The 24,175-nt window shown below is 55.0% G+C and carries 19 protein-coding genes; 7 read left to right on the plus strand and 12 right to left on the minus strand.

What is annotated here, in order from left to right; all coding sequences use genetic code 11:
• The first annotated feature begins 18 nt into the window (after positions 1–18).
• Positions 19–1,542, plus strand: coding sequence for a tryptophan halogenase family protein (locus G8770_RS05670; protein ID WP_167182991.1), 1,524 nt, complete (start codon positions 19–21; stop codon positions 1,540–1,542).
• Between the two features lie 130 nt (positions 1,543–1,672).
• Here G8770_RS05670 and G8770_RS05675 read toward each other — a convergent pair whose 3' ends face one another.
• The 5 genes from G8770_RS05675 to G8770_RS05695 all read right to left on the minus strand — a co-directional run bounded on the left by G8770_RS05675 (position 1,673) and on the right by G8770_RS05695 (position 9,921).
• Entirely contained in the window at positions 1,673–3,646 is a 1,974-nt protein-coding gene (locus G8770_RS05675) for an alpha/beta hydrolase family protein (protein ID WP_167182994.1), read from the minus strand.
• A gap of 45 nt (positions 3,647–3,691) precedes the next feature.
• Complete coding sequence (locus G8770_RS05680; RefSeq protein ID WP_167182997.1) at positions 3,692–6,388, minus strand: family 20 glycosylhydrolase; 2,697 nt, start codon at positions 6,386–6,388, stop codon at positions 3,692–3,694.
• Between the two features lie 157 nt (positions 6,389–6,545).
• Entirely contained in the window at positions 6,546–7,340 is a 795-nt protein-coding gene (gene nagB, locus G8770_RS05685; RefSeq protein WP_167183000.1) for a glucosamine-6-phosphate deaminase, read from the minus strand.
• A 39-nt stretch (positions 7,341–7,379) separates the two neighbouring features.
• Complete coding sequence (nagA, locus tag G8770_RS05690) at positions 7,380–8,549, minus strand: N-acetylglucosamine-6-phosphate deacetylase (protein WP_167183003.1); 1,170 nt, start codon at positions 8,547–8,549, stop codon at positions 7,380–7,382.
• 343 nt (positions 8,550–8,892) lie between these two features.
• Positions 8,893–9,921, minus strand: coding sequence for a LacI family DNA-binding transcriptional regulator (locus tag G8770_RS05695; RefSeq protein ID WP_167183006.1), 1,029 nt, complete (start codon positions 9,919–9,921; stop codon positions 8,893–8,895).
• Between the two features lie 231 nt (positions 9,922–10,152).
• On the opposite strand from G8770_RS05695, the gene G8770_RS05700 reads away from it, so the two are divergent.
• The 3 genes from G8770_RS05700 to G8770_RS05710 all read left to right on the plus strand — a co-directional run bounded on the left by G8770_RS05700 (position 10,153) and on the right by G8770_RS05710 (position 12,879).
• Entirely contained in the window at positions 10,153–10,473 is a 321-nt protein-coding gene (locus G8770_RS05700; protein ID WP_167183009.1) for a zinc ribbon-containing protein, read from the plus strand.
• 215 nt (positions 10,474–10,688) lie between these two features.
• Entirely contained in the window at positions 10,689–11,567 is an 879-nt protein-coding gene (locus tag G8770_RS05705) for an ElyC/SanA/YdcF family protein (RefSeq protein WP_208022067.1), read from the plus strand.
• A gap of 394 nt (positions 11,568–11,961) precedes the next feature.
• Positions 11,962–12,879, plus strand: coding sequence for a hypothetical protein (locus tag G8770_RS05710; protein WP_167183015.1), 918 nt, complete (start codon positions 11,962–11,964; stop codon positions 12,877–12,879).
• 95 nt (positions 12,880–12,974) lie between these two features.
• Here the strand turns inward: G8770_RS05710 and G8770_RS05715 are convergent, their stop codons facing one another.
• Complete coding sequence (locus G8770_RS05715; protein ID WP_167183018.1) at positions 12,975–13,901, minus strand: DUF6279 family lipoprotein; 927 nt, start codon at positions 13,899–13,901, stop codon at positions 12,975–12,977.
• A gap of 268 nt (positions 13,902–14,169) precedes the next feature.
• Here G8770_RS05715 and G8770_RS05720 point away from each other — a divergent pair, with 268 nt between their 5' ends.
• A complete protein-coding gene (locus G8770_RS05720; RefSeq protein ID WP_167183021.1) occupies positions 14,170–14,577 on the plus strand; it encodes a hypothetical protein in 408 nt (135 codons plus the stop codon).
• A gap of 174 nt (positions 14,578–14,751) precedes the next feature.
• Here G8770_RS05720 and lnt read toward each other — a convergent pair whose 3' ends face one another.
• The 5 genes from lnt to miaB form a co-directional block, all read right to left on the minus strand.
• Positions 14,752–16,413 (minus strand): apolipoprotein N-acyltransferase, encoded by a 1,662-nt coding sequence (gene lnt / locus G8770_RS05725; protein ID WP_167183024.1) that lies wholly within the window; start codon positions 16,411–16,413, stop codon positions 14,752–14,754.
• 8 nt (positions 16,414–16,421) lie between these two features.
• A complete protein-coding gene (locus tag G8770_RS05730; RefSeq protein WP_167183044.1) occupies positions 16,422–17,279 on the minus strand; it encodes an HlyC/CorC family transporter in 858 nt (285 codons plus the stop codon).
• Positions 17,280–17,335: 56 nt separating this feature from the next.
• Positions 17,336–17,857, minus strand: a complete 522-nt coding sequence (gene ybeY, locus G8770_RS05735) for an rRNA maturation RNase YbeY (protein ID WP_167183047.1) — start codon at positions 17,855–17,857, stop codon at positions 17,336–17,338.
• A gap of 82 nt (positions 17,858–17,939) precedes the next feature.
• Entirely contained in the window at positions 17,940–19,088 is a 1,149-nt protein-coding gene (locus G8770_RS05740) for a PhoH family protein (protein ID WP_208022068.1), read from the minus strand.
• A gap of 223 nt (positions 19,089–19,311) precedes the next feature.
• Positions 19,312–20,679: a tRNA (N6-isopentenyl adenosine(37)-C2)-methylthiotransferase MiaB gene (gene miaB, locus G8770_RS05745; protein WP_167183051.1), complete on the minus strand. Its 1,368-nt coding sequence runs from the start codon at positions 20,677–20,679 to the stop codon at positions 19,312–19,314.
• Positions 20,680–20,993: 314 nt separating this feature from the next.
• On the opposite strand from miaB, the gene G8770_RS05750 reads away from it, so the two are divergent.
• Positions 20,994–21,335 (plus strand): DUF1820 family protein, encoded by a 342-nt coding sequence (locus G8770_RS05750; RefSeq protein ID WP_208022069.1) that lies wholly within the window; start codon positions 20,994–20,996, stop codon positions 21,333–21,335.
• 83 nt (positions 21,336–21,418) lie between these two features.
• Here the strand turns inward: G8770_RS05750 and G8770_RS05755 are convergent, their stop codons facing one another.
• Positions 21,419–22,663, minus strand: a complete 1,245-nt coding sequence (locus G8770_RS05755; protein WP_167183055.1) for a TonB family protein — start codon at positions 22,661–22,663, stop codon at positions 21,419–21,421.
• Between the two features lie 622 nt (positions 22,664–23,285).
• Here G8770_RS05755 and G8770_RS05760 point away from each other — a divergent pair.
• The gene (locus G8770_RS05760) at positions 23,286–23,972 is read left to right on the plus strand and encodes a cyclic nucleotide-binding domain-containing protein (RefSeq protein WP_167183058.1); all 687 of its coding nucleotides are present in this window, start codon (positions 23,286–23,288) and stop codon (positions 23,970–23,972) included.
• The last annotated feature ends 203 nt before the right edge of the window (positions 23,973–24,175 follow it).

Consider the following 24,175-nt stretch of genomic DNA (forward strand, 5'->3'; position numbering starts at 1 on the left):
ACTCACAGGGGATGGTGCATGAGTAAACCTGAACATATCATTGTCGTGGGTGGCGGTACCGCTGGCTGGATGGCCGCCTGTTTGTTGAGTCAGGCATGGGGCATTAGTGACAAGCGGCAGGACTCAGCCCCGACCCGAGTGACCCTGATTGAATCGGCTGACATTGACACCATCGGGGTCGGTGAAGGCTCCACCCCATACATGCGCGAGTTTTTTAAGCGACTCGGGATCACCGAGAAGGAGTGGATGCCGGCCTGTAATGCCACGTATAAATGCGGGATCAGTTTTCCCGAGTGGTCCACCAAGCCCGGACATGAAAGCTACTTTCACCCGTTTTTTTCCCAGCTTGACCTGGAGCCGGCCGCCGATTTTTTCAATAACTGTAATTTACGCCGACGCGGCCAACGGGTGGCGGCTCATCCCGACGAGTATTTTGTCGCCGCTGAATTGGCTCGGCAACAACTGTCGCCCATTCCCCGACAGTTGTTTGAGTTTGAGCACGACTACGCCTATCACTTTGATGCCGGATTGTTGGCGACTTTTTTAAAGAACTTTGCCCGCACGCGGGGTGTTAAACATGTGATTGATAATGTCACCGACGTAGCGCTGTGCAGCGAGGGGAATATCAAGCACCTGGCGACCGGTGAGCACGGCTGTGTGACTGCAGACGTGTTTTTTGACTGCAGCGGATTCGCGTCCCTGCTGATGGGCAAGGCGCTGCAGGAACCGTTTATTGCATACTCCGATACCTTGTTTAACGACCGGGCGGTGGCGCTGCCCACGCCGCTGGATGCCCGTCAGCCGATTCCTTCGGACACGGTTTCCCGGGCAGCCTCTGCTGGTTGGATGTGGCGTATTCCCCTGACCACTCGCTACGGCAATGGCTATGTGTATTCTTCTCGGTATTTATCGGCAGAAGCCGCCGAGCAGGAGCTCAGACAGCAGTTGGGTGCCGAGGCCGAGGGCGTTGAGGCCAGACACCTGAAGATGCGTGTGGGCCGGGTCAGCCAGCACTGGAAAAACAATTGTGTGGCTGCCGGTCTGTCGCAGGGTTTTATTGAGCCTTTGGAGGCGACGGCGATTGGTTTGATTCAATTTACCGTTGAACGTTTTATTGAACACTTTGAAAAAGGCGGCTTCACCGATGTACATCGCCAAAGCTTCAATGATCACGTGAACAAAGCTTTTGACGGCACCAGAGATTATGTGTCACTGCACTACCGACTCAATTCCCGCGATGACACAGCCTATTGGCGGGATAGCCGGGAACAGGGAAACACCTCCGCAAGCCTTGCCAAACTGATGCAAAGCTGGGAACAGGGAACAGATTTCGATGCAGCGTTAACCGCCGAAAAAGCGTTTCAGATCTATATGCGGCCTTCCTGGTATGCCATTTTCTCCGGTATGGGGCATTACCCGGAATTTTCGGATGATACGCTGGAAGACACCCGCTCAGCAGAGCGTTCGCGCCGCTTGTGTCGTCGCACGGCCAAAAAATTCAAGCCCCATCACGCCAACTGGCTTATGGCGATGGGCCAGTAGTTCAGCTTCTTTCGTTCTCCTTGTCTGTTCGAGGCTTTTGGGTAAATGTGTATTTACCCTTTTTTTTGCCTGAAATAAAACCGATGCAGCTTTGCCGTTGCTGTCTTAAACCCGTATCGACGCTCTGATGTCACTGGGTACCAATATTTGCATTGACGAAATTGATTATTTCCCGGAGTGCTTTTTGTCTGCCGGCTTCGCTCATCAGGTGATGGTTTTCGTCTTCCAGCTTGATCAGTGTGGTGGATTTTTTGGCCCGCTTTAGGCTTTTGTACATGCCTTTGGATTGACGAAAGCGCACGACTTCATCATTTTCGGCATGAATCAAGAGGACGGGGGCCTGGAACTGATCCGCAAAGTTGATTGGCGATCTGTTCTCCAGTTGCTGGTCATTCAGCCTGCGATTCGCGATCAGCCGTTTCCAGTAATTAGCGCTGAGTGACTTTGTGCCATGCTCAAACTCTTCCGTTGTTATCAGCCGGTTCAGATCGGAAACACCGTTAATGGCAACAACACACTGGTACACATCTGGCGTGAAAGCACCACCAGCAAGGGCGGCATAACCACCGTAACTGGCACCGACAGTACAGACTTTGTTGGGGTTGATGATGCCCTGAGCTGCTAAAAACCCCACGCCATCGGTAATGTCATGCTGGACTTTTTGCCCCCATTCGCCGTGACCGGCTTTGGCGAACGCGGCACCGAAGCCGGCAGAGCCACGAAATTGTGGCTGCAGCACCAGGTACCCCTGGTTGGCGAAGGCCTGGGCCAGCCAGTCAAAACGGATGGTGTCGTTGGTTTCGGGTCCGCCGTGGGGAAGAATGATGGCCGGCAAGTTTTGCAATGTCTCAATCTTTTCTCGGGGCACGGTCAATAAGGCCGGGATAACAAGTCCGTCCCGGGCTTGATAGCGAATGGGCGTAACCGGATGAATCGTGCTGGCAGGGATGTTGGGACGCGTCGAGCCCAGATGCACCGGATCGGCATGGCGAGAAAATAAATAATAGTCACCGGAGTAGCCGGATCCCTCAACCTGGATCAACACCTGCCCCAAAGCCTGATTGGCGTCGATCAGGTGTACGGATTGTTGAGGGAATTGCGCCATGATGTGTTCGAGCTGTGTCTGCAAAGCCGGGTCAAACATTTGATAGCTGGGGTGAAAGCCTGTGTACCTAATGCCCTGAGCAATGCGGTTGATGTCGGTGATGATCGCATCTATGTCTGCATCCGGTTTGCCAAACTGTGTTTTATGAAGACGGCCGTCCACGAGTGACATTTCATAGTAGGAGTCATGGTCGCTGGTGGCGTCTTTTTTAATTGCGATGATGGCGTTCAGGTCGGGGGTGAGCGCGGCAAATTGATAGTTGGGCAGATCGGTGGTTTGTTCGAAAATGACTTTTTCTGTGCCCTGATTGTGAACGATGACGGCGTGTTGGCTTTTCAGCGGATTGTAGACAACTTCGACGACAAGCTCACCAGCGGGGTTTAAAAAATAATCCCGTGTGTGGTCGCTGCCGCGCTCAAACAGTTTGGGGTTTTTCGGATGTGCCAGATCGACCATCATCAGCGCATAGGCGGGGGTTGGGTCAGAGTTGGATTTGCCTACGAAAGCCGGCATATAGACGGAGGTGTGGTCGGGATTGATACCGACAATTTTTCCCAGGCCAGTCTGCCCTTTGTAGATAACGTCACCGGGAGTGAGCAGTTGTTGTGGTTTGCGGTTGTCTTTATCCAGTAAGAAGGCGGTTTGCAAACTGAAGGCTCTGCGGTAGCCGGACAGTTTTTTATAGTGAGAGCCAATCAAAATGAGTCGCTCATCATCAATAAAGGACAGCTTGTGCGGCAGAATGGCGGAGATGTCGTACGCAGCCTCCATGGTTTTGTGCTGTCGAGAATAAATAACCACAACGTCGTTATCGTGTTTGGTGTTGCGAAAGGCAAGGTAATTTCCGCTCGGTGACACGGTCATCAATTGCAGCGCCGGCAAAGCCGCGTAGTCACTCAGTGTCGGCGTGGCGGCGGGGGCCGCTTGCAGTGGGCAGGTGGTCAAGACCCAAGTGGTCGCCAGGCTGCCAAGCCAGGCGAATTTTCTCAATGTTAACATCCGTTGTTTCGTCCTTGTGGCTCGCTGGGGGTGGTAAGCTTTCCGCTAATTGTCTTTGAGGCTGCTTCCCGCCGCTAACGCGCGGCCGTTGCGTTGACCATTGGCCGATTGTGCTCGGACGTGAACCTTACCCGAGACGTTAACCGGTGCCGAGTATGGGTGCCAGTTGCTGTCTCCGTCCTGGTACTCCAGTGGCAGACCCGGCAAAGGGGCTTTGATTTCCAGAACTCCGTTGCTGAGTTTAGCGCCCACGGTAGGGATTCGATAATGGACATTGTACTGGTCCAGCTTAGGCAGTTCTTTTTGCGCCAGAGTGTTGGCAAACCGATTCCACTGTTGCTGACGCAACCGTTGGTCGCCGTCGCTTAACGGATCGCGACTGGAATAGGTTTGGCCCTGATGGTTGTAGTCGACTTCCCAGTCGGCCTGGTGCCAGGCTCGTTCGGCCAGCGCGGTCAGGCGGGGGAACATCATATAATCGGCCTGCTCGTCAGTGCGAGTCACTTCCGTCCATAGGTGGCCCTGAAGGCCGTAAAACTTCACCTTGGGATTGAGGTGGCTATCACCATCATCAAGGGTCATTGGCCGGCCTTGACGGTCGGTCCAGCTGGCGGCGTGAGCGGGCAGGTTGTCAGGCATGAACTGGAACACTTTTTCTGTGCTGGTGCCGCGGCTTGCCCAGTAATAACCTCGCTCCAGCGGATCGGCCGCATGGGGAAAATCGAAGTAGGTGGCATCCGGAGTGGAAATCACCACCTGCCATTGGCGGTTGGCCTGTTCATGAGCACTTTTATGACCATCCCAAAACAAGGGGGTCCAGGCGTTGGACTGAACGGCGGCAGGCATATTGTGCACACGGGTTGCCGACATGCCATCGTTCCAGCCGGCCGGCACGATGCCTTTATTGGCGACTAGGTTGGCGACCTTTTCGACAAAATAGCCCGTCAGGTCGTGGGCAGTGTTGAGGTTAAGCTCGTCATCGTTGAGCAATGCCTGGCAGGCGGGCGACGCTATCCAGGCCCCGGCGGTTTCATCCGCGCCAATGTGATAGCGGGTCAAGGGCACGCCGGCATCGCGGTGCAGATTGATGACTTCATTGATGACTTTGTTGACGAAGCGATAACTGGAGTCCAGGCAGACATTCAGCGTATTGTCGTGATAGAACTGGATGGATTCATATTGGGTGGTGTCCTGTGGGTCAAGCAAACGGTACTGATTGGCTTCCGCGTACTTTTCTTCAGCGATCAAGCGTCGATAGCGCGCCTCCATGGACACGACGGCCGCGCGTGAATGCCCCGGCATATCAAACGAGGGAATGACCTCAATATGCCGTGCCTGGGCGGCTTGCAAAATCTCGATGTAATCTGCACGGGAGTAGTGGCCGTTGGCCGGGTTGTCGACGGCGGGGCCGCTGCCCAGCTGTGGCATCAGGCAGTGATTTTCAGCGGGGTCGTGGCAGCGGCGACTGCCGATGTCGGTGAGCTCGGGCAATCCCCGGATGGCCACTCGCCAGCCCTCATCATCGCCCAGGTGGAGGTGCAGGCGGTTGAGCTTGTAGCGCGACATTTGTTCCAGCAATTTGATGACGTAGTGCTTGTCGCGGAAGTTGCGGGAGACATCCAGATGCATGCCGCGGAAGGCGTAGCGGGGACTGTCGGTAACGGTGAGCAACGGGATACGGGTGCTGTCGACAAACATCAGGCTGGCCAGGGTGCGCAGAGCGTAAGCGGCTCCCGTGGCGTTGTACATTTCAATCCGAATACCGCTGTCCTTAACCTCCAGCCGGTACCACTCTTGTGTGTTTGCAGTCTGATCTGCGTTCAGCGCGGCGGACTCAGTGTCTGCCAAAGGGGTTAGTTGCTTGAAGGTAATGGGCACACCGACATTGTTGTGGCTGATGCCATAGCGCTGTAATTCGTCCAGCGCGGGACGGAGACTGGCCATGCCCGGAACATCCCCTTGCAGACTGATGCCCTGGTCGAGGGACAATTCCCCGCTGCCGATGTTGACCTGTTTGGGTGTTGGAATGATCGCGCTGGCCAGTTGCTGACGATCCAGCAGTGTGGAGTCTGTTTGTTCAAATAGCGCGCTGCTGGTTGCCAGCGAGGTCTGATCTTCCGGTGTGCGTTTCAACTGCTTGTCAAGGTCGGTAAAGTCCCCCGCATGGGGCAGGATTTCGAGGCCGGTGTCTGCATCGGTGACAGGGATGGTACTGCGGACAATTTCGGGTTTGAGTTGCTCTGCCGCGTCCAGCAAATAATAGTTGGGCATAATGTCGGTTTTTGACAAATGCCAATAGCTGCCGCGAAACTGGATGTTGACGGTTTCACCGGCCGTTATGCCTTGAAAATCTTTGCCGGGCTTCAGTTGGTGCAGGTCACCGTTGAGGTGGGTGATGGTAAATTCATTCCCTTCAACGGACTGAATCGGTGTCATGTCGGAAAAATACAGCACCCAGTCCTTCGATGAAATGCCCTCCGGAGAGCTGAGTGACAGCTGTCCGCGAAAACAAAAGCCATCCGAGCGCTCACTGTCACAGCCGGCATCGGTGCGGTTATCCAGAACTTGATAACGAACCTTGAGGGATTGTGCCATGTTGGCCAGGGCGTGCTGATCAAGATTGATGGCTGAGGCCTCAGTGTCAAGCTGGCACCCCGTTAGGGTGGTCAGTGTTGCCAGCGCCGGGATCAGCAGCGCTAAAGCCGTTTTTTTAAAGTATTTATTCCGGGCTGGTGTCGGCATAGATGGTCTCGGTAGCAAAAAAGAAGAGTAAAAAAAGAGTAAAACCTTGTTGGAAAAGCCCCACTCGGTACAAAGCCTGTACGACCTGTTTTCGCCGTCAAAAACAGGTCGCCATTAGGGCGGTGGCGTTACTTGTGTGCGGGGTGAGTCCAATGTGTCAGTCGAGTCCTAACTGAGTCAGTAACTTTTGGTTTTCACGCTCAATGTGTTTGTAAAAGTCTTTGTGTTCAAGTTTTGCGGCAGCCTCTTCGTCAATAACGATGACCGCGTTCTGGTGCATTTGCAGAGCGGACGCCGGGCAGGAAGCCGACATCGGGCCTTCAACGGTGGCAAACACCGCGTCAGCTTTACTGCTTCCGGTGGCCAGCAGAACCACTTGTGCGCTGTCGAGGATGGTGCCGATTCCCATGGTGATGGAGAGGTGTGGCTGGAACTCGTCGGCAGCGAAAAAGCGGGCATTGTCGTCGATGGTGGCTTGCGTCAGGGTCTTCACCCGTGTTCGTGAGCGCAAGCCGGAAGAGGGTTCGTTAAAACCAATGTGACCATTGCGACCAATGCCCAGCAGTTGAATGTCAATGCCACCGCTTTGCTCAATCATCTGCTCGTATTCGTCGCAGGCGCTGACGGGGTTGCTGGCACTGCCGGGTGGCACAAAGGTGTTGTTTTTATCAATATCGATATGGTTGAACAATTGCTCGTTCATGAAGTGGCGGTAGCTTTGCGGGTGGTCGCCATCGAGCCCGAGGTATTCATCCAGGTTGTAAGTGGTGACCTGCTGAAACGAAACGGCTTGCGCCTGATTGGCTTCAATCAAAGTTTGGTACAGGGCCACCGGGGTGGAGCCGGTGGCCAGGCCGAGCACCGATCGGGGCTGTTTTTGTAAACGGCGAATAAAAATGTGTGCCCCGTATTCCGCGACCGCCTGGGGAGATTCTAAAATGACAACTTGCATGGTGGAGCTCCTGAGCTTCGCCGTGGTTCTGAGAGTTTTTTAGGAGTTGGTTGAACGGTGAACTTGATGCTGTCCGGCAACCCAGGTCTGAATTACCTGAAATTCATCCGTAAAGTGCACCAGGTCGGCGCGGTAGCCCCTGCGGATGCGCCCGAGAATGTCCGATTTTTGAATCATTTGCGCGGGGTAAAGAGACGCCATGCGCAGCGCTTCTTCCAGGGCAGTGCCCACCGATTCTACGCAGAATTTTACGCCGTCGATCATGCCAATGGCGCTGCCGGCCAAGCGACCTTCGGCATTGATCAGACAGCCGTTTTCTTCACAAATGGTTTCGCCGTAGATTTCAAAGCTCTTTTGAGCGCTGCCCACGGTGGCCATGGCATCGCTGACCAGATAGAGCTTACCGGCTGGTTTGGCTGCCAGTGCCACAGAGATGGCCACAGGGTTGACGTGATGACCGTCGGCGATGATGCCGCACCAGCTGTTGCGGTCGGCCAGAGCGGCCCCAACGACACCCGGGTCGCGACCGGTTAGCGGGCGCATGGCGTTGTACAAATGAGTAAAACCCACCAGACCTTCTGCAAGGGCCGCTTGTATGGTCTTGTGATCCGCATCGGTGTGACCTGCGCAGACCCGGATGCCGGCTTTGCTCAGTGCAGCGATTTGACCGGGCTGGGTTTGTTCCGGGGCGAGGGTTACCAGCGTGCTCATGTCGGGAGACGCACGCTGGGCGTCCATTATCCAGCTCAGGTCCCGATCCTGCGGCGGGCGAATGTATTCCGCTTTGTGAGTGCCGCGACGGGAAAGATTAAAAAATGGACCTTCGATGTGGACCCCGAGAACGCCTTTCACCGAGGCCGACATGGCATCCTGAACCGCCTGGACGCCGGCTTGCAGAGTCTCGGTGGTGTCGCTGATGAGGGTGGGGGTCATGCTGGTCGTGCCAGCCGTACGATGACCCGCCAGCATGGCTTTAATGCCCGCCAGGCTAGGCTCGTTGTTAAACAAAACACCGCCACCGCCGTTCACCTGTAAGTCAATCAGGCCGGGGGCGAGCACCCCTCCGTCCAGGGCAAGGCGCTCGATGTCAGCGGGCAGCTGTTCTTCGGGCAAGAGTTGAGTGATGTCTTCACCGTCCAGCACCACTGCGTAATTGTCCAGAAACTGGTAACCGTCAAAAATGCGGGCACCGATCAGAGCTTTTATCATCGCACTCAGACTCTCGAGAGACTTTAATGGTTGTGATCCTGGGCAGAGCCATGATCGTGATTTAATCCCACTGTACCAGATAGATTATTGCCGGACAACGTTGTCTTGTGTTCTTTCGCAGTGCTTTAGGCGTTCTTTAAGGCGATGTTGAAAAACGCGTTAACGCTTGTGGCCCGCCAAAACTCTGCCGGGATGCGGGATGCGGGATGCGGCTAAGGCGGACGGAAATCGCCGGGGGCTGTGGGATGGCAGCCCGTGCGAGATTTCGCACAGAAGTTGGATCCGGTGTTGGGTGAGCTGGGGTTTTGCGGGGCTGGGCGTGTTGGTTTGTGGCGAGTCGGTGTTAAGTGAATTCGGCCGTTGAATCGCGCACCACCAGCTGGGGGTGAAAGGCGCTTTCAATCTCCTGTTCGGGATTGTCGCCATTGCGGGTCGTGCGGGTGGATTGAATCAGCAGGGCGGTGGCGCTGGCGGCAATGTCACTGTTGGGCTGGCGAGCCGTGGTGAGTTTCGGCCAGGTCTGGCGGGAAAAGGGACTGTCCTCGAAACCCACGATGGATAATTGCGCGGGAACCTCTACGCCTTGCAGGCGAGCGGCAAAGAGGGTGCCGGCGGCGATTTCATCGTTACAGGCAAAGATAGCACTGGGGGGATTGTCCATGGCCAGCAGGGATTGGGTGCGTTCAACCCCGGATTCGAAGGCGTATTGGCCCTGCAGTATCAGGCTTTCATCTTCCGCCAGGTTGTTGTCGCGCAGGGCCTGGCGATAACCGGCTTCCCGCTCCCCGGAAGAGGAGTGCACCGTATCACCGGACAGGAAACCGATGCGCGTGTGTCCCAGGTCGATCAAATATTGGGTGATCTCCCGGGCGGCGTTGTGGTCGTCGACCACCACGCAGGGCGAGAGCTGATCCGGTGCCTTGGCGCCGGAAATGATTCGCACGAATTTGATCCCGCGCCGGTGCAGCTCGGTGACAATCTCTGCCCGTTCAGAAACCGGCGGCGTCAGTACCAGGCCCGCCAATTGTCCACGTTCTACCATTTCTGCCAGTTCATCGGTGATGGTGTCGGAATTGGCATCACAGGGGTGAATAACGAGTTCAAAACCCTGCCGGTGGCATTCTTCGAGAATGCCGTGCTGCATGCCGATCACATAGTGGCTGTTGGGGTTGTCGTAAATAAAGCCAATGAAGGAGGAGGCGCCACGGAGGTGGCGAGCAGACAGATTGGGCTGGTAATTCAACTCTTTCACGGCAGCCCAAACTTTCTTTTGCAGGGCATCACCGACAGAGGGTTCGTTGTTGATCACACGGGAAACCGTCTTAAAAGACACGCCTGCCAGCTTGGCCACATCCTTAATGGTCGGTTTCATGGTTTGTCGGGATACCTGCAAATATAAAGGCGCAAAGGGTAGTGGGTTTGCTGGCTTGAGGCAAGTTATAACACGCCTGTTCACTGGGGTTATGGCCAATTTCTGGGCGTTACTGGACGAGGCTGGCGGAAGGGTTGCAGGTTGTTGACTATGCTTGTGGTGAGTGAATCGTTGCACACTGCTTCTGAGTCTTTCTTTGACTGAGCACTGCTTCCGCCGGGAGCTGAATAAATGAAAGAACCTGAACAACCGCCCACAGAAAAACTGCCCGAATCGGGTTTTTGGCATGATTTGAAAGATAGCCTGTTCACGATCGAGGAGCGCACGGCTCTGTGGATGCTCCAAGCGGCTGACCCAACCCGTATTGACTTGCAGCGGTTACAGAGCTGTTTTCGCATGACGGACGTCATTCGCCAGGCCAGGGAAACCGCGGACCATGAATACCTGACCTGTTTGAATTGTGGTTATGAATATTTTGCCCGAGGGACCCTGACAGTACAGCCGTGCCAGACGTGCGGGGGGTGCTTTTTTGCGGTGAGCAAACCCCATTAACGAGGGCTGTTAAGCCGGGGCGCACGCTCGAAAAACCGCAGCTGTTTTGGGCGGAGCTCCGCCAGTCCAACCTCATGCGGATCTGCTGGAGAACCTTCCCGAACTTGAGCTGCTGCAATGCAGGGCTCCCCTCACGGCATTCACTATTCTCTTTTTGTGGCCATCCTTGCTACTCTTCCTTTACTTGTCCATCCGCCTGCCAGGGATTTCGGTCTGTGTTTCGTGCCTTGCTAAAGACGTTGCTTTTACCTCCCGCACTGCCTTTTCTGACGGCAGCGATTGCGCTTATTTGCTGGGTGCGCTGGCCGCGATTTGCCCGGCTGCTGTTGTTCGCCTCGCTAGCCACACTCTGGTTGCTGTCATTGCCGGTGGTTGGCAACAATCTGCTGGCGTGGCTGGAGCGGGACTATGTTCCTCTAACTGTTGTTCCTTTAACTGGTGTGCCGCTAACCGGGGTTCCACTCACAGAGGTTTCCCTAACCGATGCTCCTCTGACGGGAGAGCGTGTTGTGTCACTGGCTGGGCAGCGTGTTCAATCTGCTCAGGCCATTGTGGTGCTGGGGGGCGGACGAAAAACCGGAGCTCAGGAATACGGGGGCGATACGGTTAACGATCGCACCCTGGCCCGGCTGCGCTACGGCGCCCGCCTGCACCGACAGACTCAGCTGCCGGTATTGGTCACCGGAGGGCGTGTGTTTGAGACGGAGCGGCAGGCCGAAGCCGATCTCATGGCCGGGGTGTTGCGTGAAGAATTTGGCGTGCCGGTTGAATGGCTGGAGACCCGCAGCCGCACGACGGCGGAAAACGCCCGGTTTAGCGCTGAGTTATTACAGCGTGAAGGGATCGCAAGCGTGTTGTTAGTGACGCACGCATGGCACATGCCCCGGGCGCAATGGGTGTTTGAAGCCGCCGGCCTGAAGGTGGTTCCAGCACCTATGGGGTTCACCGCGGCGTTGGACGATCCGCAATCCTCTGTGGCGTCGGGGCCGGACTTTTTGAGTTGGTTGCCCAGTGCCCGGGCTTTGCAATCCAGCCATTGGGCTCTGCACGAATGGTTGGGGGGCTGGGTCTACCGGTGGACGGAAAGCCAGTAAAGTGGGTTATGGGACGTGTTGTTAAACGAGGAGCAACGCCGAAATAACAATGTTGGCGCATAAAATGACTTCGAGGGTTCGTAAAGCCGCTCAGGGAAGGCCGTGAACGGGTAAAACCCGATAAGCCATTTTTTAAGGCATAACCAGGTCTTGAGAGGCCTTGACCGGTGTTTTCAGGTGTTTCACGGGCCGTTAGGTCGAGCAGACGTGTTTTGGGGCGACAGATCGTGCTGACAGTGCACGAAATTAGCGCATTTGGCTGGCAGTGTGCCCAAATCAGGATCGAGCGCCAGTGTGTGGTGGTTGTAGGAATGGGGTTTGGGGGCAAGTTTCAAACTGGCGCGACCTTTGCTAACTAATAATCCGAGAATGTTAACTAAGAGGGTTCAATCCGGTGGTAGAAGTCGAAGCTGTGATTGAAGATCACGAAAAATTGCAAATGGAAGCGGTGACCCGGGTCTACCGCGAGCGCCATTCAATCCTGACCCTGATGCGCCAGTTGAACCGTCTGGTCAACGCTATTCAGCGGCACCGCGGGGTGAGTCTCGCACACCTCGCCGGCGATGGCTTGTTCATGGAAGATGTGAATCAGGTGCAGGCGCAGGTGAATAAACGCCTGTTGGTGCTGCGCAACACCTGCGATCAATTTGATCATCTGGTGTCGCCACGGGAGCAGGAAAATATCCAGCATGGCTGGAATACGGTGTGTCACAACTGGGAAGGTGACGCTCTGTTGGAGAACTTTGAATACCACTCGTTCCTCATAGAGCAGTTGTTGCAGATGAGTGTTCGTCTGGCGAATCGATTGGAAGAGCCCCTGATGTCGGCCAGTGGTTTATCGGCAACCGTCGAGCCGGCAAACCCGGTGCATTCGGAGCTGATTTTACCGCTGGTGTGTCGCAACGTTCCCGAACTGATTGAGCAGCTGGCCCGCATTCGCGGTTTGGCCACACACGCGGCGGTGGTGGGTGATTGTGATGCGGAGCACGATAAAAAATTGCAGTATTGGTTGCAGTGTGCGGAGCGGCAAAACCGGGAACTGATCCATCAGATTGATGGTATCCGGCACGAAATCAAAAACAGCTGGAAGACCCTGACTGAGCTGAAAAATTATGAGCTCAAGCTGGCGTTTTTCCTGAATACGATCTCCAAGGACATCATTCACGGTGATTGCGCCAAGGCAGATGCCCGGCAGTTGTTTGTGCTCGGTTCTGAAATTATTGAGGCCTATGTTGACGCGGTGGATGGCGGTATCAGCTTGTTGCAAACCGGTCTGGAAAAAGAGCTCGAAGGGTGGCTGGTGCAGTTGTAAGCTTTGGCAGTAGACAGCTTTCAAGCGGAGGCTTCACAAGCTGCAAAGACAGACGTTAGCGATCCATCAGTACCTTGCGGCTGCAAGCGGACACACTAACGGGCGGCTTGAGCTTTCTCAAACAGATAGATCAAATCGCTGCGGTAACTGCCGAGCTTTTCAAATAACCGTTTGCGCTGCTTGTCGGACAGCGAAGCGTGCAGTCTACTGATCAAGATCATGGTTTGATGGCGGTTTTCGTCCAGCAACTGTTGATTGTCTGGTGTCCAGCGTGACGCTTCACCGGAAATCAAGTCATTGAGCTGTTGCTGCAGTTGTTCTTCAGAGAGGTTGAAGCGGTTTTGGAACAGTTGATCCGCTTTGTTCATCCACAGCCTTTTTTCCTGCATGTCGACTTCTGTTAAAAAGTGAAGGTTTTGGCTCCATTCGCGGACCCAATGCTTCTGTTGCGGGTCCAGCCGCCCAATCCACGTTTTCGCCGTTTTTTCAAACCGTTTGGCCCGACGCTTGGTGCGTTCTTCCGGTGTTTTGTCCAGCACCGGTTCCGCTTCTTCTTCGATATGTTCATTCAGGTTGTGTTTGAATTCGGACCACTGCGCCTCCGAGATGGATAAAAAGAGCCGTTGAACGTCCGGTAGCAGGTAGTCAAGGCTGGCCAGCCACAGTTCGCTGGCCCTGGCGCCATAGACGGCCAATATTTCCGGCTCGATGCTGGCGTGTTGCAACTCGGATTCCAGTTCATCCACGGTGTTGGCGTAGGTGATCAGCTGGGTGTTTTGGTGCCAGAGGTGAAAGCGATCGAGCACCGTTTCCAGTTGGTCATCCTGAGACGGGCTGAGGGATATGTAGTCTTTTACTTGCCAGCCCAACCACCAATCCATAAACGGGTAACTGACCCTCAACGAGCAGTTGGTTAAGGTGAGGGCCAGCAGCGTAGCCCAGGTGAGGGCTTTCAGTTGTCGCAAAAGCCGCGCCCGGCCAGATCGAACAGAGCCAGAAAAGGGGGTGATGAAATAGGTCATATTCATCCCTTAAGTATAAGAGCATTATCGCAAAGGGGTTGGGCAATTGAGCTGTGGGTGTGGTAATATGCGCCGCCTGACAGTTCGAACGTTTGTTCGGGTTTGTGCAGTAAAGGTCTGTGTTGCTCTGAAGCGTTTTACGTCATCAGATTCAATTGGATCCGTGTAACTTGATAGCAGCAATCCAGGGAAGGTTATGTTTCGTTGGTTAAATATTAGCGAAATATATGGATGTCATAATAACAATAATTTAAATATATAGTGCTTTATGAATACTCAAATACCGTTTGAGGCCGAGTCTGTGCAGTTGCAAAACCGCCTGGGCCGTCTGGTCGCCGTTACACTTCGATGTTTTGTTCGGGATGGCCGTTACAGTGTCATTTTGGTGGCATCGAATGAATTTCCCGCTCGCCAATTAACCAACAGCGCCGAGCACCTCGCTTATCAGTTGACCCAGCGTCTGGAAGTGCCGCCTGAAAAGGTGGATTTTATCCAGTTTCAGCCCGGTGAAGAGCCTGAGTGGTTTCGCTGGAGCTTTCAGTGGGTAGGGACCTCACCACTGCAAGGCAAAAGCCTGCCCATGAGCAGCGTATCCTGTGAAACGTTCCTGATGCCGTTACTGGCTGAAGGCAGGATGGTGTCACTGTTGGGAGGCCGCGCGTCAGAGGTCGCCTGACAAGGCCGATTTCTGTGGCACAGAACACCTTCCGGACCACTCCTCGGCCTTTGGTTGAATGAAGCTCAGCGTCAGTGGCGAATTGAGGCCTGCCTTCTTGTGGGTTAAGCCCGGTTTGAGGGTTTGGCTGGCTTGAGAGTCAGCTCGGCTTGAGGATTGGGTCGGCTTTAGGGTCTAGGGCAATGCTCGCCGAGCGACAAGCCCCCTGACGCCCATCAACAGCAGAAAGCAGACGCCGATCAGGGGCAGGCTGCCCCAGCGCATGAACGGGGTAAAACCCTGCATGGGGGTGACTTCGCCCGTGATCACCGTTTGGACAAACTGCTCGCTGGTCTGCGTAAGCTGCCCTTTGGGGGTGATGAAGGCACTGATGCCGTTATTGGTGGCGCGGATGACCGGGCGACCTGTTTCCAGGGCCCGCATCTGCGCCATTTCCAGGTGTTGGGGTGGGCCCCAGGAGGCGCCAAACCAGGCATCGTTACTGATGGTCAGAATGACATCCCGGTTTTCACTGTGCCTGGCCACCAGATCCGGGTAGACAATTTCGTAGCAGATGGCGGTGGCCAAACGCAGGTTGGCAATCTGCAGCCCGGCTTGATTTTCGGGGCCGCGGTTAATGATGGAGGTGGGCAGGTTGAAGAACTGGATAAGGCCTCGCAGTACATTCTCCAGCGGCACATACTCCCCAAAGGGCACCAGGCGTGTCTTGTGGTAGATGCCTGCGGCCAATCCCAACCCGGCGGCACTGTTGTAATAGTCGCCGCGCTGCTGGTCATCAAACAGAATGCCGGTGATCAGGGCGGTGTGGGTGGCGACCGCCTGCTGATTCACCTCCTCCAGAAACGGCAGGGCACGGTGGTAAAGCAGCGGAATGGCGGCCTCCGGCCAAATGACCCAGTCCGACTGCCAGGCGGGTTTGGACAATTCACGATAGCGCTCAAGGGTGGGCTGCAGAAAGCTGGGTTGCCACTTTTTCTCCTGTGGGATGTTCGCTTGCACAAGGGAGACTTGCTTGGGGGGGGCGGACGCGGTCGTCCATTCGATGCCCCGCAGTATCTGCCCCCCCCCCCAGAGGCCCGTCAGCACTGCCAGTGTGGTGATTTTGGCGGTCAGCTTTTGCCCCACCAGCAAATACATCAAACCGCAGCTGCTCAGCAGAACCGCCAGTGACACGCCGTAAACACCGGTGACCGGCGCCCAGCCCGCCAGCGGGGTGGGCCATTGGCTGTAGCCGGCGAACAACCACGGAAAGCCGGTTAAAAACCAGCTTCGGCTCCACTCGCCCAATACCCAGATCAGGCTGAAGCACAGCAGGTGGGGGCCTAAAGGCATCGCTGAGCTGACTGACACGTGGGCGGCTGAACTCTGGTCGTTGGCTTTGGCTGTGGTGGCCTGCGCGGCTTTTTTGAACGCCCGCGGGTTCACGGTGCCGGGCTTAAAGCGGGGGTGCTGGAAAACTTTGGGAGTCCACACCGTCAAGGCAAAGGGAAGGGCGAAGACCAGCGCCAAAAAGCTGACGAACAGGGCGGTCAGTAAGGTCGCCAGCCAGAGGGGGGCATGACCATAATCGTGAATGCTGACATACACCCAGGAGGCGCCCACGGCAAATAAGCCCAGGCCAAAAGCGAAACTGATGTTGAAATTTTGCCTTATTGGTTGCTGCCACAACAGCAGGGCGAAACAGGCGGGTGTCAGGATGCTCAGCGGCCACCAGCCCAGTGGCGCGAGCGCCAACGGGGTAAGCCCGCCGGCACACAGAGCTATGGTTACCCGCAGCCATTGAGGAAGGTCCGCCAAACGACTGTTGGCAGTATCGGTGCGGGCGAGGGTTGTCATGTTTGGGCTCAGCTGGGGGTGGAGAGTCGGACCAGGTGAATTTGGCGGTTGTCAGCGTAGAGAACACGGAATTGGTAGCCGTCGATATCGGCAACCTCATTGCGTTGTGGCAAATGGCCGAAGGCGCGCATCAGAATACCGCCAATGGTGTCGAATTCGTCTTCATTAAAGCCCGACTCAAAGTACTCGTTGAAGTCTTCAATCGGGGTCAGGGCCTTGATGATGTAGTCGTTCTCGCCCACTTTGCGGATGAAGGCATCGTCCGTATCTTCATCGGTTTCATCTTCGATCTCGCCGACAATCTCTTCGAGGATGTCTTCAATGGTGACCAGTCCGGAAATACCGCCATACTCATCAATGACCAGGGCCATGTGGTAACGGTTTTCACGGAATTCGCGCAGTAACACATTGAGACGCTTGCTCTCGGGAATGATCGTGGCCGGGCGAATGACGTTATCCAGCGCAAAATTATCAGTCCCGTTGAGGATCAAGGGCAGCAGATCCTTGGCCAGTAAGACACCGCGAATATCGTCGGTCGACTCTCCGACCACGGGGAAGCGGGAGTGCCCGGATTCGATGACGAGAGGCAGCAGTTCAGATGGCTGGGCATTGATATTCACCACCACCATCTGTGAACGGGGGACCAGAATTTCACGAACCTGCTGGTCGGCAACATCCAGTGCGCCCTGGATGATCTCCAGCTCTTCAGCATCGACGACTTTGTTTTCAGCAGCCTCTTTGATGATTTCGAGTAGTTCTTGCCGGGACTTGGGCTCGGCGGTAAAAGCGTTGAGCACTTTATCGAGCCAGCTTTTTTCGGTCGGGCGGGTCGAGGTGGACTGACTACTCGGAGGGTCTTCGTTCATGGCGCTGTTGATCTCCTGATCAATATACTGGGGTTTCCGGGGTTGATAATAGGGTGTTAGGCGATGGTTTCATAGGGGGGCGGGAAACCCAGCTCGCGCAGGATATCGGTTTCCAGTTGCTCCATGATTTCTGCATCCGAGTCATTAATATGGTCATAACCGAGTAAATGCAAGGTGCCGTGTACCAGCATGTGAGCCCAATGGGCGTTCAGGGTCTTATTTTGCTCGCTGGCTTCCTCGGTGACCACGGGGGCGCAGATGACCAAGTCGCCCAGCAGCGGCAAATTCAGCTCGGCGGGCAGATCGGCAGGAAAGGACAGGACATTGGTGGGCTTGTCTTTCTGGCGATACTGATGGTTCAGTTGCTGGCTCTCTTCGCGGTCGACAATGCGGATGCTCAATTCCGCCTGTTCGCCAATGGCTTTTTGTGGCGTGCCATGTCGGCTGACCTGAGTCAGCGCGGCCAGGGTCCACTGTTGGAGCTGCGCTTCACTGGGGAGGTCACAGCCCTGGCTGGCGAACTGGATGTCCAGGCAGAGGTCCACGGCGGGCTCTTGGTTATCAATGTCTGTTTTCATCAAAGGCTTCTGGCTTGCCCCATGGGAATTATTGTTGAGTGGGGCTTCATTCAGATCTCTGTTCATTATGTGTCATAAGTGCTCAATCTTGGCGGTTGCCCAGGCCAGATCTATTGGGCTGGGTATTGGCCTTATTGTCAGCTTCTTCGGAGGATTCGTAGGCTTCGACAATGCGTTGCACGAGGGGGTGCCTGACCACGTCTTTGGAATCAAAATGGGTGAAACTGATGCCGTTGACACCTTTCAAGACGTCAATGACATGCTTCAGCCCGGAAGCGTGCCCGCGGGGCAAGTCAATTTGGGAAGGATCCCCGGTAATCACCGCGGTGGAGCCGAAACCAATACGGGTCAGGAACATTTTCATTTGTTCGCGGGTTGTGTTCTGGCTCTCATCGAGAATAATGAATGAATTGTTGAGGGTACGACCGCGCATGTAGGCCAGGGGGGCCACTTCGATGACGCTGCGCTCAATCAATTTGCCCACGGTTTCAAACCCCAGCATTTCATAGAGTGCGTCGTATAGAGGGCGCAGATAGGGGTCGACCTTTTGTGACAGATCGCCGGGTAAAAACCCCAGCTTTTCGCCGGCTTCGACGGCCGGGCGAACCAGCAGGATGCGTTCGATTTCGTCATTCAGCAGGGCTTCTACCGCGCAGGCTACCGCCAGGTAGGTCTTCCCTGTGCCCGCCGGTCCGACACCAAAGTTGATGTCGTGAGTCTGAATCGCGCGCACATAATCCTGCTGGTGCTGTCCGCGGGGTTTGACCGTACACTTCTTGGTGCGGATCAGGGTCAGCGAGTGCAGGTTGTCCTGATCTTTGGCCGGCTTTTGCTGGCCTGCAGGTTTTTGGGCATGGGTTTCTGACATCGTTGGCTCTTGCTCTGAATAAGGCGAATGATGGGGATTTCGGCTGTGGCTGGTGGATCCACGGTGACGTTCGTTCTGGGCTTGTTGCAGTGCCAGGTGGATGTCGTCCGGGGTTAATTCGGCGCCAGCATCGGTGTCGCGGTAAAGCGTTTTCAGCAGGTGACCGGCGATCCGTGAGGTCGCTGTATCCCCAAAAATGGAAAACTGGTTGCCGCGGTTGCGAATTTCGATGTTCAAACGGCGTTCGATTTGTCGCAGGTGCTCGTCAAATTGACCACAAAGCGCGGCCAGTCTGCGGGTATTGTTGGGCTCTAGGTCAACCCGGTAAGGGCTGTCGGCCTGAATGGGGGAAGAAGTGTTCAAAATGTTAGTGTGGCCGTCCTTCGTTGCAAGTCTTTAGCGTAGATTACTCCAAATAGGGTCGCGAGGGGAGATCTATACTTCTGCTAATCGGTTCTAAAAAGAGTCTTCTTTATTCTGCCAGACAGAAGCGGGATGGCCTTCTGTCCGGCAGCGGGTTCTCGTCGGTGGCAATGGCTTAGTTGTCAATGGCTTATTAGTTGTCAATCGCTCAGTTGGCAACGGCTCAGGCATCATCCAGTTCAGAGCCGAGCAGGGTGCCGCGCAAGGAATTTGGCAACGCTTCTTCGATCAGGATGTCGGCAAATTTGCCAATCAGTTGGGGCTGATCGCAGCGGAAATTCACCACGCGGTTGTTTTCGGTCCGGCCAGACAGTTGGCCCGGATCTTTTTTGGAGTAGCCACTCACCAGGACCCGTTCGGTATTGCCCACCATTTTGCGGGAAATCTCGAAGGCCTGCTGATTGATGCGCTGTTGCAGCATTTTCAGACGCTCCTTTTTGACCGCCTCAGGCGTATTGTCTGGCAGGTCGGCCGCAGGCGTACCTGGTCGGGGGCTGTAGATGAAACTGAATGACAGGTCGAAGCCGATGTCCTGAATCAGGTTCATGGTGCCTTCGAAGTCCGCCTCGGTCTCTCCGGGGAAGCCCACAATGAAGTCGGAGGAGAAACAGATGTCGGGGCGAATTTTTTTCAGGCGACGCATTTTGGACTTGTATTCCAGCACCGTATGACCGCGTTTCATGGCCATCAAGATGCGATCAGAACCGCTCTGGACAGGCAAATGCAGGTGACTGACGAGTTCGGGCACCTCGCCGTAGACGTCAATCAGGCTGTCCGAGAATTCCACCGGGTGTGACGTGGTGAAGCGAATCCGGTCAATGCCATCGATGGCGGCGACATAGGTGATCAGCTCGGCCAGATCCACCACGGAGCCGTCTGGGCCTTCAGCGCGGAAGGCGTTGACGTTTTGACCCAGTAAATTGACTTCGCGCACGCCCTGGCTGGCGAGGTGGGCCACTTCAGCCAGCACATCGGTCACCGGGCGGCTGACTTCTTCGCCGCGGGTGTAGGGCACCACGCAAAACGTGCAGTATTTTGAACAGCCTTCCATGATGGAGACAAAGGCGCTGACACCGTCCGCCTCGGGTGCGGGCAGATTGTCGAATTTTTCGATTTCCGGGAAGCTGATGTCCACCACCACGGCGCCATTGCCCTTGGGGGTTTCCATCATTTCCGGCAAGCGGTGCAGGGTCTGTGGGCCAAAGATCAGGTCAACGAAGGGCGCGCGCTTGGCAATGGCCTCGCCTTCCTGGCTGGCCACGCAGCCGCCCACACCGATGACGAGATCCGGCTTTTTCTCTTTGAGCTTCTTCCATCGCCCCAACTGGTGAAACAGCTTGTCCTGGGCTTTTTCCCGGATGGAGCAGGTATTGACCAGCAGAACGTCTGCTTCTGCAGGGTCGTCGGTGGGGATCATCTGGTGTGATTCACCCAGCAGGTCGCGCATACGATTGGAGTCGTATTCATTCATCTGACAGCCGTGGGTCTGAATAAACAGCTTTTTAGTGGGCTTTTGCACCGAATCAACCATGAAACTACCTGTGTGGACCTGTCTGTATAGGGCTTTCTGTAGGTACCGGAAGAGCCCGGTACAATGAAACTGAAAGTTCAGCGCAAATCTGCTGAACAAAAATTAGCCAAAAAAACTTGGGGCGGGCATTATAGCGGTGACAGGCCCCATTGCCCATACGGCGGAAGGAATAAATCCGCTATTTTGTGCTATCCTTGCGCGCCCCGCCAGTGGTGAGGGGTGGTGCTTACCTTAAAGTGTAACGGCCCGTTAACGTCTTGCGGCGAGAGCCTAATGACGCAGAGTCTAACAGCATGGAATTTCAGAGCAGATTTATGTCCGACAAGCCCATTTACAAAGTCATTTTTTATAACCAAAGCCAAGTGTATGAGGTGTATGCGCGGGCTATTTATCAGAGTGATATGTACGGTTTTATTGAGGTCGAAGAGTTTATCTTTGGCGAGCGTTCTCAGATGATTGTAGACCCGGGCGAAGAAAAGCTGAAAAGCGAGTTTGATAAGGTCACCCGTTCCTATATCCCTATGCAGGCGATCATTCGAATTGATGAGGTGGAGAAAGAGGGTCCGGTCAAAGTCACAGAGATTAAAGGGGGCGATAAAATTGCCCACTTACCCCGCTCCGGGGGAGTGACACCGCCCAAAGGCAGTGCAGATTAACGGGTCAGACCCGTCAGATGTAAGCCAATAAAAAGCCCGGAATGTCCGGGCTTTTTATTGGCTGTAACAGCGTAAGCTTTAAGTTATGGCAGTTTGAACTGAATTGGCAAAGAAAATGCGAATTCGTTGCCGTCAATTCCGTCGGGCATCTTGGGGAAGGGGGTGGCGCGCTCTACGGCTTTCAGGGCCTCCCTGTTTAGCATGTCGTGCTTGGACGATTCGACCTCGGCGACGTTCTTGAGGTTGCCGTCACGGTCAATGACCACCGCCACGCGTACACTGCCTTCCTGGCCGCGAGCGATGGCACGTTTCGGATAGCGAATGTACTGGTAGGTCCATTTCAGCAAGTTGGAGTGGTAAAGCTGACGACTGAGCAGGCTTTCGGCGGTGAGGGCTGGGCCGCTGTCTTCTTCGTCAAAGCTGTCATCGTCAAAATCTTCATCCATGGGCTCTGCCTGCTTTGCCGCGACTGCCGGCTTGGCCACCTTTTTAGGCTGCGCAGGGGCTTTGGCCACAGTTGCCGGTTTGACCGGTGCGGCTTGTTTCTCTTTGGCGGGAGCCTTGGGAGCAATCTTGGGGGCAGAGGCAATAATCTTGGGCTTTTCGATCAGGGAAGGGCCAGTAAGCGCCGGGGCGGCCATGCTGGCACTCAGGTCCGGATCTGGTTTGTTGGCATTGGTTTCCGTTTTGGTCGATGCAACCTGCTGGTCTGCAGAAGCTGCTTGAGGGTTACCCCAATTGGCAATGGCGTTTACACGAGCTGCGGAGGGTTTGATGTTTTCAAATTGCGCCAGCAGATCGTTGTTGACGTCTCCTGCGGTCAGCAGGCCATCGCGAAAGTCTGAAGACAGCGGCACGTTGCCGATCCAGGTGCGCAGTATCATGTTGAAAAAGTCCGCCGACTCGATGCTTCCCAGTTTGGTGTCGTTCAGGGTGACGGCGACGGTATTGCCGGCCCCGCGAATGGACAGCACATCACCGGCTTTCAGCGAGCGTTTTACCAGAGAGGTAAAGGCCACCATATTGTTGGCTTGTGCCGTCAGCAATTGAGGCGGGTTGTTGATCGCCATACCCTCGATCCACATGGAGTTCAGGCGGCGCGATGACAGACGTTTGGCGGTGACGCGCAGTTCCAGGCGCTTGCGACCGGAGCTGTTGAGTAGCTCATTGGCGTTGCTGGATAAGCTGTCGGTATAAAGAGCACCGATAAACGCCTCTTTATTCAGTTCTTTGTGAACAGAAAGGCCGTTTAACAGCGAGTCTGCCAAAGCTGATGGTAGGTGAAACATTAAAAGGGCGAATAAAGCCCCTCGGGCAAGACAAGACATAGTAGATTGCTCTTTTTATTAGTTGGAAATCTCATGGCCAGATAAGGTTGGTATACCCCGGGGTTTGCTCGTTACCCTGTTTGCAGGGCGAGCGGTGCCAATTCCGAAGCCTCCGAGAGCGCCTCTGCAGGCACGGTTGGCGCTTAAATTGTTGCTTTATCTACTCTACAGAAATTCGGTCTGACTGCAAGGTCAAAAAGCATCGATAGGGCTGAAATTCGCCTTAAATTAGGCTGCTGTCGATGGAAAATACGCCCTCAGGCATAAAAATATATTAATCAGTCTTTGTTGGTTATATTTCTTGCCCTGAAGTGGCTGTTCTGTCGAAGATAGGGTCGCTTTTTTGCAAAGATCCGCTACAGTGTTGCCGGTTCCAGTCGGGCCTGTTGTGTTCAGCAAGCGCAAAAGCCTTGGATGTCAGCCATGGATATTATGATGATATTGTGCTGAGTGGGTGTCTTGAAAGCCAGCTATTGCCAGTGGCTGCCCGACAGAGGCCCGCTTACCGCTTACAGAGCCCCGCTGAGCAGAAGCTCCTGCTGTCAGGGAGGCGAATTGTCATTTCACGGTGACCGCTTTCTGGTATACGAATGCCCTTTCGAGTTGTGAGATTGTTTTTATCATGCATAGCAAGCCAGCCAATGAGTACCCCCGAGCTCTGATAGAGCAGTTGATTTCGGTGATTCCGTTTTACAAGCAGATTCACCAGCAAGATAGCTGGCAGTATGAGTTGTTGCTGCAGTATTCTCAGGTGCACGCCTATGAACCGGGTGAAATTGTGGTTGAGCGCGGCACTCCGGGATCCTGGCTTTATTTCCTGCTCAAGGGGCAGTTGGTTGTTTTGGCCAATAACAATTCACCCGCGGTGAACTATATTACCCCCGGTGAAGTCTTTGGTGACCTGGCCATGCTGTTGGGGCAGAGCCGCAGTGCCACGGTCAAGGCGGATGAAAATTGCCGGGAAATTCTGGTGTTTGCGATGGACTTTTCGGTTTTTGGTGCCCTGGAAGACGTCCATAAAGTGAACCTGGCGACCAAGCTGAATTACTACCGTAACCTCATGCACAGCCTGCGCTGGAAGCTGGAGGTGTATCGTAGTAAGTACGCAGATCACCCGCTGGCCGATAAACACCGCTCGATCAAGCTCTACACCGGGGCGAAAGAGACGAAAGATGAGTTGCGGGCACTGCACCAGCAGACTTGTCAGCTGGGAGAGTTGCTGGTGCACTGGAATCAGGCTTTTGGGCGCTTGACGGTGTCCGACACTCTCGCGCCCAATGAGGATCTTGTGGCTGCTATCAAGGTATAACGCTTGTTGCGAAGCTCTTGAGGGTTGAGATCAACAGCAGGGTCTAAACGCCAGTGCCGCCTGGTGATGACGGACCGTTGGCGGCGGCGGGGCCGTGGGGTTGGCAGGGTTTGGCTTCAGGCTCATCGGTGGGGCTGCCGTAATGATATTCGTGCCAACAATTTAACATTTCTTGGCTTGAGAAAGGTGACTCTTGCCTCCAG

It is taken from the genome of Pseudomaricurvus hydrocarbonicus (genome assembly GCF_011602365.1).
GTDB classification, from domain to species: domain Bacteria; phylum Pseudomonadota; class Gammaproteobacteria; order Pseudomonadales; family Cellvibrionaceae; genus Pseudomaricurvus; species Pseudomaricurvus hydrocarbonicus.

Bases quoted from the DNA above. Each gene is read 5' to 3' on its own strand.
- G8770_RS05695 (WP_167183006.1), bottom strand. From the start codon at position 9,921: ATGAAACCGACCATTAAGGATGTGGCCAAGCTGGCAGGCGTGTCTTTT.
- G8770_RS05675 (WP_167182994.1), bottom strand. From the start codon at position 3,646: ATGTTAACATTGAGAAAATTCGCCTGGCTTGGCAGCCTGGCGACCACT.
- G8770_RS05720 (WP_167183021.1), top strand. From the start codon at position 14,170: ATGAATACTCAAATACCGTTTGAGGCCGAGTCTGTGCAGTTGCAAAAC.
- G8770_RS05670 (WP_167182991.1), top strand. From the start codon at position 19: ATGAGTAAACCTGAACATATCATTGTCGTGGGTGGCGGTACCGCTGGC.
- miaB (WP_167183051.1), bottom strand. From the start codon at position 20,679: ATGGTTGATTCGGTGCAAAAGCCCACTAAAAAGCTGTTTATTCAGACC.
- G8770_RS05680 (WP_167182997.1), bottom strand. From the start codon at position 6,388: ATGCCGACACCAGCCCGGAATAAATACTTTAAAAAAACGGCTTTAGCG.
- ybeY (WP_167183047.1), bottom strand. From the start codon at position 17,857: ATGAAAACAGACATTGATAACCAAGAGCCCGCCGTGGACCTCTGCCTG.
- G8770_RS05760 (WP_167183058.1), top strand. From the start codon at position 23,286: ATGCATAGCAAGCCAGCCAATGAGTACCCCCGAGCTCTGATAGAGCAG.
- G8770_RS05750 (WP_208022069.1), top strand. From the start codon at position 20,994: ATGTCCGACAAGCCCATTTACAAAGTCATTTTTTATAACCAAAGCCAA.
- nagB (WP_167183000.1), bottom strand. From the start codon at position 7,340: ATGCAAGTTGTCATTTTAGAATCTCCCCAGGCGGTCGCGGAATACGGG.
- nagA (WP_167183003.1), bottom strand. From the start codon at position 8,549: ATGATAAAAGCTCTGATCGGTGCCCGCATTTTTGACGGTTACCAGTTT.
- G8770_RS05730 (WP_167183044.1), bottom strand. From the start codon at position 17,279: ATGAACGAAGACCCTCCGAGTAGTCAGTCCACCTCGACCCGCCCGACC.
- G8770_RS05715 (WP_167183018.1), bottom strand. From the start codon at position 13,901: ATGACCTATTTCATCACCCCCTTTTCTGGCTCTGTTCGATCTGGCCGG.
- G8770_RS05755 (WP_167183055.1), bottom strand. From the start codon at position 22,663: ATGTCTTGTCTTGCCCGAGGGGCTTTATTCGCCCTTTTAATGTTTCAC.
- lnt (WP_167183024.1), bottom strand. From the start codon at position 16,413: ATGACAACCCTCGCCCGCACCGATACTGCCAACAGTCGTTTGGCGGAC.
- G8770_RS05700 (WP_167183009.1), top strand. From the start codon at position 10,153: ATGAAAGAACCTGAACAACCGCCCACAGAAAAACTGCCCGAATCGGGT.